This window comes from Streptomyces sp. NPDC004266 (assembly GCF_042874095.1).
Taxonomy (GTDB): domain Bacteria; phylum Actinomycetota; class Actinomycetes; order Streptomycetales; family Streptomycetaceae; genus Streptomyces.
Map to the genome: position 1 here is coordinate 936,009 of NZ_JBIAMM010000001.1, position 15,865 is coordinate 951,873.

Annotated in this window: 11 protein-coding genes and 1 pseudogene; 2 read left to right on the forward strand and 10 right to left on the reverse strand. The window is 75.1% G+C overall.

Translation table 11 applies throughout. The features are described 5' to 3' along the window. Nucleotides 1–19 precede the first annotated feature (19 nt). The 9 genes and pseudogenes from ACFYUZ_RS04190 to ACFYUZ_RS04230 form a co-directional block, all read right to left on the reverse strand. The gene (locus tag ACFYUZ_RS04190; RefSeq protein ID WP_389306083.1) at nucleotides 20–1,300 is read right to left on the reverse strand and encodes an amidohydrolase; all 1,281 of its coding nucleotides are present in this window, start codon (nucleotides 1,298–1,300) and stop codon (nucleotides 20–22) included. After that, nucleotides 1,294–4,080: a SpoIIE family protein phosphatase gene (locus tag ACFYUZ_RS04195; RefSeq protein WP_389306084.1), complete on the reverse strand. Its 2,787-nt coding sequence runs from the start codon at nucleotides 4,078–4,080 to the stop codon at nucleotides 1,294–1,296. Before ACFYUZ_RS04195 ends, ACFYUZ_RS04190 begins: the two co-directional genes overlap by 7 nt. Continuing rightward, the gene (locus tag ACFYUZ_RS04200) at nucleotides 4,077–6,179 is read right to left on the reverse strand and encodes a SpoIIE family protein phosphatase (RefSeq protein WP_389306086.1); all 2,103 of its coding nucleotides are present in this window, start codon (nucleotides 6,177–6,179) and stop codon (nucleotides 4,077–4,079) included. Before ACFYUZ_RS04200 ends, ACFYUZ_RS04195 begins: the two co-directional genes overlap by 4 nt. A gap of 184 nt (nucleotides 6,180–6,363) precedes the next feature. Continuing rightward, nucleotides 6,364–7,566, reverse strand: coding sequence for an MFS transporter (locus tag ACFYUZ_RS04205; protein ID WP_389306088.1), 1,203 nt, complete (start codon nucleotides 7,564–7,566; stop codon nucleotides 6,364–6,366). Nucleotides 7,567–7,659: 93 nt separating this feature from the next. Then, the gene (locus ACFYUZ_RS04210) at nucleotides 7,660–8,076 is read right to left on the reverse strand and encodes a hypothetical protein (RefSeq protein ID WP_389306282.1); all 417 of its coding nucleotides are present in this window, start codon (nucleotides 8,074–8,076) and stop codon (nucleotides 7,660–7,662) included. Nucleotides 8,077–8,244: 168 nt separating this feature from the next. Continuing rightward, entirely contained in the window at nucleotides 8,245–9,693 is a 1,449-nt protein-coding gene (locus ACFYUZ_RS04215; RefSeq protein ID WP_389306090.1) for a peptidoglycan D,D-transpeptidase FtsI family protein, read from the reverse strand. Nucleotides 9,694–9,833: 140 nt separating this feature from the next. Continuing rightward, nucleotides 9,834–10,481: a response regulator gene (locus ACFYUZ_RS04220; RefSeq protein ID WP_389306284.1), complete on the reverse strand. Its 648-nt coding sequence runs from the start codon at nucleotides 10,479–10,481 to the stop codon at nucleotides 9,834–9,836. A gap of 11 nt (nucleotides 10,482–10,492) precedes the next feature. Next, a pseudogene (locus ACFYUZ_RS04225) lies at nucleotides 10,493–11,728 on the reverse strand (sensor histidine kinase). Beyond that, entirely contained in the window at nucleotides 11,725–12,738 is a 1,014-nt protein-coding gene (locus ACFYUZ_RS04230) for a hypothetical protein (RefSeq protein ID WP_389306091.1), read from the reverse strand. Before ACFYUZ_RS04230 ends, ACFYUZ_RS04225 begins: the two are co-directional and overlap by 4 nt. A 186-nt stretch (nucleotides 12,739–12,924) precedes the next feature. Here ACFYUZ_RS04230 and ACFYUZ_RS04235 point away from each other — a divergent pair, with 186 nt between their 5' ends. Continuing rightward, nucleotides 12,925–13,422 (forward strand): cupin domain-containing protein, encoded by a 498-nt coding sequence (locus ACFYUZ_RS04235; RefSeq protein WP_389306092.1) that lies wholly within the window; start codon nucleotides 12,925–12,927, stop codon nucleotides 13,420–13,422. Between the two features lie 9 nt (nucleotides 13,423–13,431). On the opposite strand, the gene ACFYUZ_RS04240 is transcribed toward ACFYUZ_RS04235, so the two are convergent. Next, entirely contained in the window at nucleotides 13,432–14,202 is a 771-nt protein-coding gene (locus ACFYUZ_RS04240) for an IclR family transcriptional regulator (RefSeq protein WP_030691616.1), read from the reverse strand. 150 nt (nucleotides 14,203–14,352) lie between these two features. On the opposite strand from ACFYUZ_RS04240, the gene ACFYUZ_RS04245 reads away from it, so the two are divergent. Continuing rightward, entirely contained in the window at nucleotides 14,353–15,846 is a 1,494-nt protein-coding gene (locus tag ACFYUZ_RS04245; RefSeq protein ID WP_389306094.1) for an aldehyde dehydrogenase (NADP(+)), read from the forward strand. The last annotated feature ends 19 nt before the right edge of the window (nucleotides 15,847–15,865 follow it).

Genomic DNA, 15,865 nt, shown 5'->3' on the forward strand with positions numbered 1-15,865 from the left:
GCCCCGCCCCCCGTACCCGTCACACCAGGCGGCCGTCCCGCGCCACCACCCGGCCCGCGCGGACCACCAGGTCGCGGCGGGGCAGGTCCACCACCGCCTGCGGCAGGCACTCGCCGTCGACGAGCATGAAGTCGGCGGGGGAGCCGGGCCGGAGGTCCGCCTTCGGCAGGCCGAGCAGCTCCGCGCCCCCGTCGGCGGCGAGCCGGAAGCAGCCCTCCAGCTCCTCGTCGAGCCGCGCGTCCAGGGCCCAGGCGGCGAGCCACGCGCGGTGCAGCATGTCCGCGTTCCCGAAGGGGCTCCAGCTGTCCCGGACCCCGTCCGAACCGAGGCCGACCGTCACCCCGCGCTCGGCGAGCCGCCGGAAGGGCAGGATCGTGGTCGCGGACAGCGCGACCGTGGTGAGCGCGATCCCCGCCTCCGCGAGCAGGTCCGCCGTCTCGTCGAGCTCCCGGCCGGACAGACCGGCGACCGCGAAGGCGTGCGCCACGCTCACCCGGCCCCGGAGGCCGAGCGCCCGGGTCCGCGCGGCGATGTCCCGCAGCGGCGCGAGACCCCGCTCGCCCCGGTCGTGGAGGTGGATGTCGAGCCCGAGCCCGTGCTTCTCGGCGAGCCCGAAGACCGTGCCGAGCTGGTCGCCGTCGCCGCCCTCGTGGCCGCCGTCCGCGTCGAAGCCGGCCGGGTCGATGCCGCCGACGTGGGTGACGAGCCCGCTCGCGGCGGCCTCCGCCAGCAGCTCGGCCACCCCGGGCGTCCGGACCACCCCGTGCTGCGGGAAGGCGACCAGTTCGACGTCGACGATCCCGGCGAGCTTCCGGGCCGCCTCGGCGACCCCCTCGATCCCGGAGAGCCCGTACGCCGGGGCCACGTCCGCGTGGGCGCGCATCGCGCGGGTGCCCTGGGCGGCGGCGTGCGACATCAGACGCAGCGCCCGCTCGGCGACCGGGGTCGGCAGGGCGCGGGCCAGCTCCACGTCGCCGGCGACGTACTCGGCGATGCCGTGCGCGGGCCGGCGGCTGTGCCAGGGCTCGCCCCAGGAGGTCTTGTCGGGGTGGATGTGCGCGTCGACCAGCGTCGGCAGCGCCAGCCGTCCGCCCCCGTCGATCCGCTCGACCTCGGCGCCCGGCGGGACCTCGGCCACGAGTTCGCCGTCCACGGCGACCAGGTCGCGGGCCGGTCCGCCGAAGGGGCGGACGTCGTGGAAGAGGGTGGCGGTGCGGGGCGGCGGGGTCACGGGGTCTCCTCGGGATGCGGGAACGGGGCCTCCATTTGGTATACCAGAGTGCCCCGCCGGGCTCACCACGCCAGGTCCTCCAGGGCGTCCAGGTCCGGGACGGCCATCGCGACCGGTTCCGAGCCGTCCGCGCCCACCCTCAGCTCCGCCCAGATCGTCTTGCCGCGCCGGGCGTACCGCGTGCCCCACCGCTCCGCGTACTGGGCGACCAGATAGAGCCCGCGCCCTCCCTCGTCCGTCGTCGCCGCGTGCCGCAGGTGCGGCGAGGTGCTGCTGCCGTCCGAGACCTCGCAGATCAGCGTCCGGTCGTGGAGCAGCCGCACGCGCACCGGATCGGCCCCGTACCGCACGGCGTTCGTGATCAGCTCGCTGAGGATCAGCTCCGCCGTGAACGCCAGCCCGTCGAGCCCCCACTCCGACAGCTTCGCCGCCGCCGCGTTCCGCACCGGCGACACCGCCGACGGGTCCCGGGGCACCTCCCACTCGGCGATCCGGTCCCGGGCGAGCAGCCGGGTCTCCGCCACGAGCAGCGCGATGTCGTCCCGCTGCGTCGGCGAGAGGAGCGTCGCGAGCACGTCCGCACAGGTCTCCTCCGGGCTCCGGTCCGGCCGGGCGAGCGTCGTCCGCAGCAGCCCGAGCCCCGCGTCCAGGTCCCGCCCGTGGTCCTCCAGGAGCCCGTCCGTGAACAGCACCAGCTTGCTGCCCTCCGGCAGCCACAGCTCCGACGACTCGAAGGGCACGTCGCCCAGACCGAGCCCCAGCGGCAGCCCCGGCGACAGCTCCGGGAACTCGACCCGCCCGTCGGGAGCGACGAGCGCCGGACCGGGATGGCCCGCGCTCGCCACCGTGCAGAGCCCGGACGCCGGATCGTAGATCGCGTACAGACAGGTCGCCCCGGTGATGCCCTCGTCCCGCCGCCGCACCTCGCCCCCCGTGCCCTCCCCGTCCCCGTCCTCGATCCGGCCCGTCAGCTCGTCGAGATGGCCGAGCAGCTCGTCCGGCGGCACGTCCAGGGTCGAGAAGTTGTGCACCGCCGTCCGCAGCCGCCCCATGGTCGCCGCCGCGTGCAGCCCGTGCCCCACCACGTCCCCCACCACGAGCGCCACCCGCGCCCCCGGCAGCGGGATCACGTCGAACCAGTCGCCGCCCACCCCGGCCTTCGCCGGCAGGTACCGGTACGCCACCTCCACCGCGCTCTGGTCCGGCAGCACCCGGGGCAGCAGGCTCCGCTGCAGCGTCACCGCCATCGCGTGCTCCCGCGTGAACCGGCGCGCGTTGTCGATCGCGACCGCCGCCCGCGCCGCCAGCTCCTCCGCGAACGACAGGTCGTCCTCCCCGAACGGCTCCGGCGTGTCCGCCCGCCAGAAGTTGGCCATCCCCAGGACCACCCCGCGGGCGAGCAGCGGCACCGTCAGCAGCGAGTGCATCCCGTACGCCAGTGCCTGCGCCGCCCCCTCCGGGTCCTGTGCCCGCCAGCCCTCCGCCGAGGCGAGCTCCGGCTCCACCACCGCGTGCCCCGCCTCCAGGGCCTTCGCCATCGGGGTGCTGCGGACGTGGAAGTGGACGGTGTCCCCGACCGGCTGGAGCGGCTGGTCGGGCCGCAGCCCGCTCAGCGCCGTCCGCCGCATCTCCGTGGACGCGGCCGCGGCCGCGGGGGGCTCCTCCCCGCGCAGCACCGGTTCGAGCAGCTCCACCGTCGCGAAGTCCGCGAACCGGGGCACCGCCACCTCCGCCAGCTCCTCCGCCGTCCGTACGACCTCCAGCGTCGTCCCGATCCGCACCCCCGCCTCGTACAGCAGCTGCAGACGGCCGCGGGCCACCGCCGCCCGGCCGGTCACGGCCGCCAGCTCGGTGGTGTCCCGCATCGTCATCACGCTGCCGGACTTGGCGCCCTCCGAGAGCGTGGGGCGCACGCTCACCGCCAGCAGCCGGTCGCCCGCCCGGTGCACCTCGTCCGTCGCCGACCGCCCCGACTCCAGGAGCTCGACCGTCCGCGGATCGAGGCCGAGCTCCGAGACCGGCAGCCGCTCCGCCTCCGCCGAGAGGCCGAGCAGCCGGCGCGCCTCGTCGTTGGCGAGCAGCAGCCGGTGGTCGGCGCCCACGATCAGGACCCCTTCCCGGACCGCGTGCAGCACCGCCTCGTGGTGCTCCTTCATCCGGGTCATCTCCGCGGGCCCCAGGCCGTGCGTCTGCCGCCGCAGCCGCCGGCTCACCAGGGCCGCCCCGCCCACGGCCGCCGCCAGGGCTCCGCCCGCCGCGCCGAGGAGCAGCGGCAGCCGGTCCTGCACCGAGTGCGAGATGCTCTCCACCTCGATGCCGCTGCTGACCATGCCGACGACCTTCCCCTTCTCGTCCACCACCGGGACCACGGCCCGCACGGCGTCGTTGGGCGCGCCCCGGAACAGCTCCGTGTACGACTCGCCGTCCACCGTCGCCCGCGAGAGGTCCCCGGTCGCCTTCTTGCCGATCAGCTCCGGATCCGAGTCGGTGTACCGCACCCCGGAGGGGCTCAGGACCGCTATGAAGTCCACGCCCGTGGCCCGCCGGGTCGCCTCCGCCCGGCTCTGCAGCTGCGCCGTCGGATTCGGCGAGGTCAGCGCCTTGTCGATGCCGGGCGCGTGGGCGAAGGCCTCCGCGACCGCGAGCGAACGGATCCGGGCGTCCCGCTCGGTGTCCCGCCGCTCCTGGTGGAACGTCACGAACGCCGCCACCGCGATCACCAGGAGCGCGATCAGCGCCTCCAGGGCGAACACCTGCCCGGCGACGCTCCGCAGCCCCGTACCACGGCTCCTGACCCGCCCCTTCTCCCGCGCGTGGGCCCGCCCTCTGTCCCGGTACCGGGCCGTCATCCCGTGCTCCTGGCGATCAGGAGCGCCACGTCGTCCGGCGCGCCCGGCCGGCGCAGTGCCCGCAGGAGCCGGTCACAGGTCTCCTCCAGCGGCCCGCGGTCCTCGTCGAGGAGGCGTACGAGCAGATCGAGCCGCTCGTCGATCGCCTCGTGACGGGTCTCGATCAGACCGTCCGTGTAGAGCACCAGCCGGTCCCCGGGCCGGAACGGCACCCGGGCCGTGCGGAAGGCGCCGCCGCCGACGCCCAGGGGCACCCCCGTGGAGAGCCGCACCAGCTCGGCCGGCCCGTCCGCCGGGACCCGGACGGGCGGCAGATGGCCCGCGTTCGCGATCCGGCACCGCTGCCGCACCGGATCGTGCACGGCGAAGAGACAGGTCGCGATGTAGTGCTCCAGGCCCGCCGTGATCCGGTCCAGATGCCGCAGGACCTGCGCCGGGGACAGATCGAGGTCCGCGAACGCGCAGGTCGCGGTCCGCAGCCGGCCCATCGTCGCCGCCGCGTCGATCCCGCTGCCCATCACGTCCCCGACGACGAGCGCCGTCTTGTCGTCGGTCAGCGCGATCACGTCGTACCAGTCGCCGCCGACCTCGCTCGACGCGTGCGCCGGCTGGTAGCGGGCGGCGACCTCCAGCCCCGTCCGCGCCGGGGGCGATCCCGGCAGCAGGCTCCGCTGGAGGGTCACCGCCGAGTTCCGCACGCTCTGGTACCAGCGCGCGTTGTCGATGCTGACGGCCGCGCGGGCCGCCAGCTCCGTCGCGAGCAGGACGTCGTCCCCGTCGAAGGGCAGCGCGTTGCGGTCCCGCTTCAGGTCCAGCGCGCCCAGCACCTCGCCGCGCGCGATCAGCGGCACCGCCAGATACGAGTGGACCCCCGCCCGCGCCAGCAGCTCCGCCGCCTCGGGACTCCGCGCGATCCGCGACAGGTCGCCGGGGCCCACGTGCTCCACCAGGACCGGCAGACCGGTGTGCACGCACCGGGTGACCAGCCGGTCCGCCCCGTACATCGCGACCTCCCCCGGCGGGTCCGCCGCCGGCAGCGCCTCCGTGCGGCTCCCGGCCTTCACCGCGAGCGCGCGGAACAGCTCGGGCCCCTCCTCGGGCGCGCCGGGCCTGCGCAGCGCCAGGACGGAGTCGAGGACGTCGACCGCGGCGATGTCCGCGAGCTCCGGCACCACCACCGAGGCCAGCTCGTCGGCCGTCCGCTCCACCTCCAGGGTGGTGCCCACCCGGGCCGAGGCGTCCGCGATGAGCGCGAGCCGCCGCCGGGACCGGTCGGCGTCCGCGTCCGCGCGGTGCCGTTCGGTCACGTCGATCACCGAGGCCGCGACCCCCTGGACACGGCCGTCCGCCCCCTCCAGGCGGTAGAAGGAGAGGGACCAGATGTGCTCCTCCTCCGGGTCCGCCGCGGTCCGGCCCGCCACCAGGTGGTCGAGCAGGGGCGTCCCCGTCGCCAGCACCGTGCGCAGCGCCGCCTCCAGGGGCCCGGCGTCGACCTGCGGGAGCATGTCGTGGATCCGCCGGCCGAGGTGCGCCGCGGCCGGAAGACCGTTGATCCGTTCCAACGCCGGGTTCACCAGGACGTAGCGCAGCTCGGTGTCGAGGACGGCGAGGCCGATCGGCGACTGGGACACCAGCCGGTCGGAGAGCGCCAGCTCGGTCTCGATACGCTCCACGGCGGCGCCGTCGGCGGCGATCCCCAGCGCGTACAGATCGCCCAGGTCGTCGGTGAGCCGCATGTTGCGGAACTCCACCCGACGGACGGAACCGTCCTTGTGCCGCACGGGAAAGGTGCCCGCCCAGGCCGCGCCGCCGTGCAGCACCTCGGCGAAGAGGCGCATCGCCTCCTCCCGGTGGTCCGCGCCGACGATCAGCCGGGCCACGTACTGTCCGAGGGCCTCGTCGGCGCGGAACCCGAAGAGGGTCTCGGCCTGCGGGCTCCACAGCACGATCCGGCCACGGGCGTCCACGACGACCGCCGCGACCCCGAGCACGTCGAGGAGTCCCTTGCCGTCCAGGGGCACACCGACCCGCCCCGTCGTCCCCGGGAAGGAACCGGCCGTCACGCTGCCCTCCTCCCGCCGCGCCGCGCCTGTCTCCATGCTCCCTGCCCCCCGGCCGCGCCGCACCGCGAGGCCGACCGGGCGGGCCCCGTCGCGGGCGGCCGTTCCGTGGGGGTTCCACCGGTGCGGTGCCCACCCCCGTGGGGGTCAATCGCCCCGACGGGACGATTGCCCCTCCCGGGCGGGGAGGGGCACCGCCCGGGGGCGGCCGAGGGCGCGCCGCTCAGCCCGGCGGGAGGCCCGCACGGCTGCGGTGCCGTCCGGCACGGGGCACGGCACCCGCACCCCGCGCCGCGAGGACGAGGGCCCAGACCGCCCCCGTCACCGCGACCAGCAGGAGCAGGGCGCGGACGTCCGTCACGGCGACCAGGCCCGCGCCGAGCGCGATGGCCGGCGCGTTCGGGGCCATGACCAGGGTGTTCGAGGTCGCCGCCATGCGGCCCACCGCCTCCGCCGGGGCCTCCCGCTGGACCGCCGTCATCACCGCGACCAGGACCCACGGCAGCCCCAGGCCGATCACGACGCTCGCCGCCAGCGCCGTCGTCCCGTACGGCAGCGCTCCCCGTACGCCCACCGCCACCGCGAACAGCGCGAGGCCCATGGCGGCGAGGGTCCGCTCCGGGATCCGGCGCAGCAGGGGGCCCGTGACCAGGCCCGCGAGGACCGAGCCCGCGCCCTGGGCCGCGTACAGCACCCCGGCGTACGCGGGCGCGTGCCCGAGCCCCTCGTCCACGACGGCGTAGATCGCGGCCCCGTTCACCCCGGCGAGCAGCATCGTGAACGCGCCGGTCGCCACCAGCGGCCGCAGCACCCGCGAGGCCCGGAGGAGCCGCACCCCCTCGGCCGTCTCGCGCCACCAGCTCCGGGACTCCGGCCGGGCCGGCCGCGCCTCCCGGACGGGCATCAGCGCGAACACGCCCGCCGCGACCGCGAAGCTCGCCGCGTCCAGGAGGGCGACGGGCCCGCCCCCGTACCGGGCGAAGAGGCCCGCCGCGACCAGCGGGGCGATCAGCTTCATGGACTCGTTGGCCGTCATCCGCAGCCCGTTGAACGTGCCGAGCCGCCCCTCGTCGACGACGACCGCCACCAGCGCCTGCTCGGCCGCCTCGTGGACGGCGCCCTGCGCTCCGTACAGCACGAGGACCGCGAAGAGCAGCCACACCCGGTCCGCCGACCCCACCCACAGCAGGAGCGGCAGCAGGGCCGCCATCGCCAGGTTCAGGACGACCAGGAGCGGTCTGCGCCGCACCCGGTCGGCGAGCGTGCCGAGGAGCGGCCCGGCGAGCACGGGCGCCCAGAGGGCGAAGGCGGCCAGGGCCGCCAGACCGTCCGAGCCCGTGAGGGACTTGACCCAGATCCCGGAGACCAGCCACATCGCCGTCGTGCCGAATCCGGACACGACGACACCTGTCAGATACCAGCGCATGCCAGGAGACTGCCGTCTGAGGCGGCCCGGCCGGATCGGTCGGTTGCCCTAGACGGCTTGCCCGGAGACGGCGCGCGGTGCCCTACGCGTGCCTCAGCGGGCCCCGGTCGACGTCGTCGCTCCCGTCCGCCACCGGGTTCCTTCCCGCTTCTCGTACCGCAGCGCGACCCCCGTCACCACCGCGCCGAGTCCCTCCCACAGCCCCACGCCGACGAAGCCGGCCGGGGCGCGGCCGGTGACGACCGCGAGGGTGAAGACGGCGCAGGTCAGGAGCCGGAAGGGGACCGTCCACCGGAAGAACGGCTTCCAGTCGGCGAGCGCGGCGAGCACGTAGTAGACGCCCATGTTGAGCGCGGCCATCGAGGAGGCCGTCAGGAAGACCAGGGTGTGGTCCCCGTCCGCGCGCCCGCCGTCGGGCACCGGCTCGAAGCCCATGACGGTGAGCAGGGCGTCCGGGGCGACCAGGCCCACCACCCCCAGGGCGGCGGCGAGGACGCCGAAGACCGCCATGGTCCAGCCGGACAGGGAACGGGGCAGGCGCACGGCGGTCCTCCGTGGGACGGGAGCAGCGGGACGGGAGCAGGGGCACACCCGTGATCCGAGTACGCATTCGAATCGCGGGTGTGCCCCTGCATACCGTGCGGCGGGGCGCGACGGCCAATCGGTCCCCGTCTCACGTCACCTCAGCGCCGCCTCCATCATCTTCCGCGCCACCGGCGCCGCCAGGCCGTTGCCGCTGACCTCGGAGCGGGCGGCGCCCGAGTCCTCGATCATCACCGCGACGGCGACCTGCTTCCCGGTCGAGGGGTCCTTCGCGTAGGAGGTGAACCAGGCGTACGGCGTCTTGCTGTTGTTCTCGCCGTGCTGCGCGGTGCCGGTCTTGCCGCCGACCTCGGCGCCGTCCACGGCCGCGTTGGTGCCGGTGCCCTCCTCCACCACGGTCACCATGGCGCTGCGCAGCTGCTCGGCCGTCGAGGAGGAGACGATCCGCTCGGTGTCCCCGTCCTTGAACGAGGTCAGCGCGTCGCCGTCGGAGTCGACGACCTCCGAGACCATGTGCGGGGCGGCGAGCAGACCGTCGTTCGCGATCGCGGCCGACACCATGGCCATCTGCAGCGGGGTGGCGGTCACGTCGAACTGGCCGATGCCGGTGAGCGCCGTCTGCGCCTTGTCCATGCCGGACGGGTACACGCTCGGGTAGGCGCGGACCGGGACGTCCAGCTCGGCGTCGTCGAAGCCGAACTTCTCCGCCATCGCCTTCACCTTGTCCTGCCCCAGATCGGCGGCCATCTTGCCGAAGACGTTGTTGCAGGAGTAGCGGAGCGCGGTGCGGATCGTGGCGTTCTCGCAGGGCGCGGAGGCGTTCTCGTTCCTCAGCACGGTCCGGGTGCCCGGCAGGGTGTACGGGTCGGGGCTCTTCGTCGCCGTGTCCACGGAGTCGTACAGGCCGTCCTCCAGGGCGGCGGCCGCGACGACCAGCTTGAAGGTGGAGCCGGGCGGGAGCGGCTGCCGGAGCGCGCGGTTCACCAGCGGCTTGTCCTCGTCGGTGATCAGCCGCTTCCAGGTGTCGCCGTCGTTCGTCCCGGCGATCTTCGACGGGTCGTAGGACGGGGTGGAGACCATGGCGAGGATCCGGCCGGTCGCCGGGTCGACGGCGACGGCCGCGCCCTTCTTGTTCCCGAGCGCCCGGTAGGCGGCCTTCTGCACGGCCGGGTCGATCGTGGTGACGACCGTCCCCGGCTGCTGCTGCTTGCGGGTGACGGCGTCCAGGGGGTTCTTCAGCCGGTCGTCGGTGCCGTCGAGGACCTTGGAGTAGATGCCCTCCAGCTGCGTGGCGCCGTAGGCCTGCGAGCTGTAGCCGGTGACCGCCGCGTACAGCTCGCCGTCCGTGTAGGTGCGCTTGTACGCGAGATCCGATCCCTCCGTCCTCTTCGAGCCGGTGACCGGTGAGCCGGCCACGACGATGTTCCCGAGCGGCTGCGCGTACTGCGCGATGGTCTTCCGCCGGTTCTTCGAGTCGTCCGCGAGCGCCTTGCCTTCGTACGCCTGCACCCAGGTGGCCCGCCCGAGCAGGGCGAGCACCAGGAGCAGGACGAAGACCGACGTGTGCCTGATCGTCTTGTTCATCGCACTTCTGGGGACGAACGGACCGAGGGGGGACGTTCCGGATGTGGTCCGTTTCTCAGCGAACCTTCATGTCGGAGGCCCGTGCGACGATCATGCGGAGCCCTGGGGAGGGCCGGGGCCGTACCCGAGACCCGGGTGTCTCAGCCCGGCCCCACGAACCCCGACTCGTACGCCAGGATCACCGCCTGGGTGCGGTCGCGGGCGCCCAGCTTCGCCAGGACCGCCGCCACGTGCGTCTTCACCGTCGCCGGGCCGACCCCCATCCGGCCGGCGATCTCCGCGTTCGTGAGGCCCGTCGCCACCTGGCGGAGCACCTCCGCCTCCCGCTCGGTGAGCCGCGCCACCCAGGGCGGCGCCTCCGGCGGCCGGCGGCGGGCGTGCTCGGCGGCCAGGCCCCGTACCGCCGCCGGATAGAGCAGCGAGTCGCTCCGCGCCACCAGCCGGACCGCGCTCACCAGCTCCTCCGCCGCCGCCCGCTTCAGCAGGAAGCCCGCCGCGCCCACGCGCAGCGCGTCGTACACGTAGGAGTCGTTCTCGAAGGTGGTCACCACCACGATCCGCGGCGGCTCCGTCATCCCGGCGAGGATCTGCTCGGTGGCCCGGATCCCGTCGATCTCCGGCATCCGCACGTCCATGAGGACGACGTCCGGCCGCTCCGCCCGCACCACCGACACCGCCTCGGCGCCCGTGGACGCCTCGCCGACCACCCGGAGGCCGGGCTCCGCGTCCAGGATGACCCGCAGCGCCGTCCGGACCATCCGCTCGTCGTCGGCGAGGACGATCCTGATCTCCGGGGCGCTCACCGGGGGATCCTGACCGCGAGGCGCCACACTCCGCCCACCGGGCCCGCCTCGGCGGTGCCGTCGAGCAGCCGGGCCCGCTCGGCGATCCCGCGCAGGCCGTTCCCGCCGTCGGGCCGGGTGACCGGGGGGCGGTCGGGCAGGGGGTTCTCCATCGTGATCTCCAACTCCTCGGTGCGGGCGTCGAGCCGTACGGCGACGGGCGCGCCGCCCGCGTGCCGGGCCGCGTTCGTCAGCCCTTACTGGACGATCCGGTACGCCTCCCGCGACAGCGTCTCCGGTACGGAGCCCAGGGCCCCGTCCACCGTCAGCGCCACCCGCGGCCCCGCGCCCCGCACCAGGGACTCCAGGGCGTCGAGCCCCGGACCCACGCCCTCCTCGGCGCCCTCGCCCCGGCGCAGCAGGCCGAGGGCCCGGTCCAGTTCGCCGACCGTGCGCCGGGTGGTCTCCTCGATCGCGGTCAGCGCCTCCCGCACGAACTCCAGGTCGGCCCCGTCGCCGCCCAGGACCCGGCGGGCCGCGCCCGCCTGGAGGGTGACCGCGCTCAGGGCGTGGCCGACCGAGTCGTGCAGCTCGCGGGCGAGCCGGTTGCGGGCCTCCGCCTCGGCGGCGCGCCGCTCCGCCGCCGCGAGCCGGTCCGCCGGGCTCGGTCCGAGCAGCCGGGGAGCCTGCCGGGCGAGCAGGGACCCGGTCGCGGCGGCGCCGACGGCGAGCGCCAGCAGCATGAGCAGTCCGGCCGGGACCGCGCCCCAGATCGGCCAGGCCGCGTCCAGGCCCCAGAACCGGCCGAGTTCGGACTCCCGGAGACCCGGCGAGAACGGCAGCGCCATGACCGCCACCGCGAACGGCGGCAGGGCCAGCGTCGCCCCGCTGACCAGTGCCCCGGCGCCCAGGTGCAGGCTGAACCAGCCGGCCGTCCTGGCCCTGGCCTCCCGGCCGCGCGCCGGGCCGTCCGCGAACCGGTCCGCGTCCACCCCGCACAGCGCCCGCGCCGCCGCCACCGACATCGGCCGGGCCAGCGGGAAGAGCGCGACGACCGCGGCGAGCGGCAGCCCCACCGCGTACGCCCCGAACTGCACCCCGAGGCCGCCGGTGAACATGCCGCCGTCGTCGAGCAGCGGCCCCATGACGAGGGTGCCGACCAGCCAGAAGGGCATGAACAGCGCGCCGCCCAGGATCAGATGGAGCCAGCGCAGCCGGGCCCGCTGCCCGAACAGGGCCGTCACCGGTCTCACGCCTCGGCGCTCCGCCGCCGCAGGGCAGCGCTTTTCTTCAGAAAAGCCGCCACGCACGCGGCGAGGAGGAACCCGGTGATCATGTCGCCAGCGTAGGACAGCTGTACGAGCCCGGGGACCTGCTTGGCCGGATCCGGGTCCGGCAGCAGCGCGACGAGCGACAGGTAGGCGCCCCAGCAGCCCGCGGCACCCGAGGCCGTCCAGGCCAGGACGAGCGTGGTGCGCACCCGGAGCCGGGCGGGCCGGCGCAGCACCAGGAGGAGGGTGAGGACGACGGCGACGAGGAGGAAGACGAGCCGGGTGGCCTCCAGGACGTGGTCGTCGGAGTCGCGTTCGGCGATCAGCCGGGCGGACAGGCCCGTCGTCGAACCGGTGGCCCACAGCAGATGGAGCGTGGCGGGCACGAGCGCGACGACCGCGCCGGCCACGGCGAGGGCCCGCGCCCCGGGCCCGGAGGTGCGGGCGGACAGCTCGCCGAGCCGGCCCCGCCACAGCCGGCCCCAGCGGTCCCGGGCGTACAGCGCGAAGAGGGTGCCGAGGGCGAGGCCCTGGAGGATGAACCCGCCGTACACGACGCCGAAGACCCACTCGTCCAGGAAGGGTTCGGCGGGCGCGGCGGCCTTCTCGTCGCCGCTGAGGAGGGCGACCGCGAGCTGCGCCGGGTAGCCGGTCATGATCGGCGCGAGCAGTCCGGTCGCCGCCCACATGGGGAGGGCGAGCAGCCAGGCCGGGAAGCGGCGGCCCCAGGCCTGGGTGAGCAGCAGGGCGAGGGCGACGACGAGGACGTCGGCGACGACCGAGACCGCGTTGGCGATCACCATCATCCGCGGGTGCTCCAGGAGCACGCTCCCGGCCGGGATGCCGAGCCTGCCGCCCGCCACCCAGACGACCTTGAGCGAGATGTACGGGACGCAGGCGAGGATCGCGAGGGCGCGCAGCGCCCGGCGGGCGGCGCTCGGACGGTGGCCGGCGGCGGGCGCCGGGGCGGTGAGGGGAGCGGTCTGTGTCATGGCTCCACGCTCCCGCGCGGACCCCGGCCCCCACCTCCTGCCGGACGGTGAACCGCCTCCGCCGCACGGGGGAGGCGCCCTCCTCCCCGGGCCTCCGCGGCGACGTCCCGCCCGTGGAAGTGGCCCGTGTTCTCGGTGATCGATTGACCCTGTGCCGCGGGTCGACGGCTGCCCAAGGTGGTGATCATGAACGAGATCGAGACCTTCGCCCCGCTCCTCACCCGCGCCGCCGGCGCCGAGACCACCGCCGACCCGAGCAGCGTGATGACCCTCCTCGCCGACTCCGGCACCACCGGCGGGCAGCTGACGAGCTACCGCTCCTCGTTCGCGAAGGGCGCGGTCGGCGCCCCGGCGCACTTCCACACCAAGGCCTCGGAGATGTTCTTCGTGCTCGGCGGCTCGCTCCAGGTCCTGGTAGGCGAGGAGCTGACCGTCCTGGAGGAGGGCGACTTCCTCCTCGTCCCGCCGCACACCCCGCACGCCTTCGCCGCGGCGCCCGGCGCCGAGGCCGACGTCCTCTTCGTCTTCACGCCCGGCATGGCCCGCTTCGACTACCTGCGTCTGCTCGGCCGCGTCATGCGGGGCGAGGCGAGCTTCGAGGAGATCAAGGCCTCCTCGGAGCGGTACGACAACCACTACGTCGAGAGCCCGGTCTGGCAGAAGGCCCTCGCCGACCGCGCGTGACCGGGCGGATCAGAGGCGGCGGGTGGCCAGGGTCAGCCGGTCCCGCGCGTCGAACAGCGCGTCCTTGATCATCTGCTCGTGCGCCGGGGTGAGCCGCGCCACCGGCACCGAGCAGCTGATCGCGTCCCGCGCCGGGGTCCGGTAGGGGATCGCGACGCCGAAGCAGCGCAGCCCCAGGGTGTTCTCCTCGCGGTCGACCGAGTAGCCCTGCTCGCGGATGACGTGCAGCTCCTCGATGAGCTTCTCGCGGTCGGTGATCGTGTGCTCGGTCAGCGCCGGGAGCGTCTCCGGGAGCAGCTTGCGCACCTGCTCGTCGCTGTGGGTGGCGAGCAGCGCCTTGCCCAGCGAGGTCGAGTGCGCGGGCAGCCGGCGGCCGACCCGGGTGAACGGCCGCAGGTAGTGCTGGGACTGCCGGGTCGCCAGGTAGACGACGTTGGTGCCGTCGAGCCGCGCCAGGTGGATGGTCTCGGTGGTGTCGTCGGAGAGCCGGTCGAGGGTGGGCCGGGAGGCGGCCACCACCTCGTCGCCGTCGATGTAGGAGGTGCCGACGAGCAGCGCCCGCACCCCGATCCCGTACCGCGTGCCCGTGGCGTCCGTCTCCACCCAGCCCAGCTCGACCAGGGTGCGCAGCAGCATGTACAGGCTGGACTTGGGGTAGCCGACGGCCTCCTGGACGGCGGCGAGCGAGTGCATCCCGGGGCGTCCCGCGAAGTACTCGAGCAGCTCCACGGTCCGCACCGCGGACTTCACCTGTGCCCCACCCGCGTCGGCAGTCGCCATGGCCCTCGCCCCTTTTCCGTTGTCCGGCCGCCCCAGGCCGCCCCGGCCGAACGGGGCCCCTTGTGGAGACGGCCGGGCCGTCAATAGAGTCCCGCCCAGATGCGTTCATCTACGGGAACTGTGTTCAGAATAGCGAACAGGGGCGTGGCGGTGGCGGCAGAACCAGTGTGGAGTGTGGACCCCCGGACGGGGAAGCCGCGCGAGCAGGTCGCGGTGGAGGCCACGGCCGAGGAGGTAGACCACGCCGTCAGGGCCGCGCACGCCACCCGCGAGGCCCTCGCCGACCGCACCGCGCGGGCCGTCTTCCTCCGTGCCGCCGCCGATCTCCTCGACGCCTCCGGCGAGCACGTCGTCGAGGCGGCCGACGCCGAGACCGCCCTCGGGCCCGTCCGCCTCACCGGCGAACTCGCCCGCACCACAGCCCAGTTGCGCGCCTTCGCGGACGTCGTCGAGGACGGCTGGTTCCTCGACGTCCGGATCGACCCGCCCGACCCCGGGGCCACCCCGCCCCGCCCCGACCTGCGCCGCTGGAAGATCCCGCTCGGCGTCGTCGCCGTCTACGCCGCCGGCAACTTCCCGCTCGCCTTCTCCGTCCCCGGCGGCGACACCGCGAGCGCCCTCGCGGCCGGCTGCCCCGTGGTGGTCAAGGCCCACCCCGACCACCCCGCCACCTCCGAGCTCTGCGCCTCCCTGCTGCGCCGGGCCGCGGCCAAGGCCGGACTCCCCGAGGACGTCGTCGTCCTCGTCCACGGCTTCGACGCGGGCGTGGAGCTCGTCCGGCACCCGCTCGTCGCGGCGGCCGGCTTCACGGGCTCGATCCGCGGCGGCCGGGCCCTCTTCGACGCGGCCGTCACCCGGCCCGTCCCCATCCCCTTCCACGGCGAACTCGGCTCCCTCAACCCGGTCGTGGTCACCGAGGCCGCCGCCGCCGAGCGCGCCGAGGAGATCGGCGCCGGACTCGCCGGCTCCCTGACCCTGGGCGCCGGCCAGTTCTGCACCAAGCCCGGCTTCGTCCTCGCCCCCCGGGGAGCGGACGGCGACCGCTTCCTCGACGCCCTCACCGCCGCCGTCAGCGAGACCGAGCCGGCCGTCATGCTCGACCACCGCATGCGGGACGCCTTCGTCGCCGGCGTCGCCGAGCGCGCCGCCCTCGCCGGCGTCGCCACCCCGGTCACCCCCGGCGCCGGCGGCGCCCACACCGTCAGCGCCGGAGTCCTCGCCGTCGACGCCGCCGCGCTCGCCGACGGCGGCCACCACCTCCTCCTGGAGGAGTGCTTCGGACCGGTCACCGTCGTCGCCCGCTACTCCACCCGCGAGGAGGTGACCGCCGTCCTCGGCCTGCTGCCCGGCAACCTCACCGCCACCCTGCACATCGCCGAGGAGGACGACGCCGCCGCCGCGCTGCTCGCCGAACTCACGCCGCTGGCCGGCCGCGTCCTCGTCAACGGCTGGCCCACCGGCGTCGCCGTCGCACCCGCCCAGCACCACGGCGGCCCCTACCCCGCCACCACCTCCACCTCCACCTCGGTCGGCGCGACCGCGATCGAGCGCTGGCTGCGCCCGGTCACCTACCAGTCGACCCCCGACCGCCTCCTCCCGCCGGAGCTCCGCGACGGCAACCCGCTGGGAGTGCCGAGGCGCTGACACCCCGCCAGGGACTGAT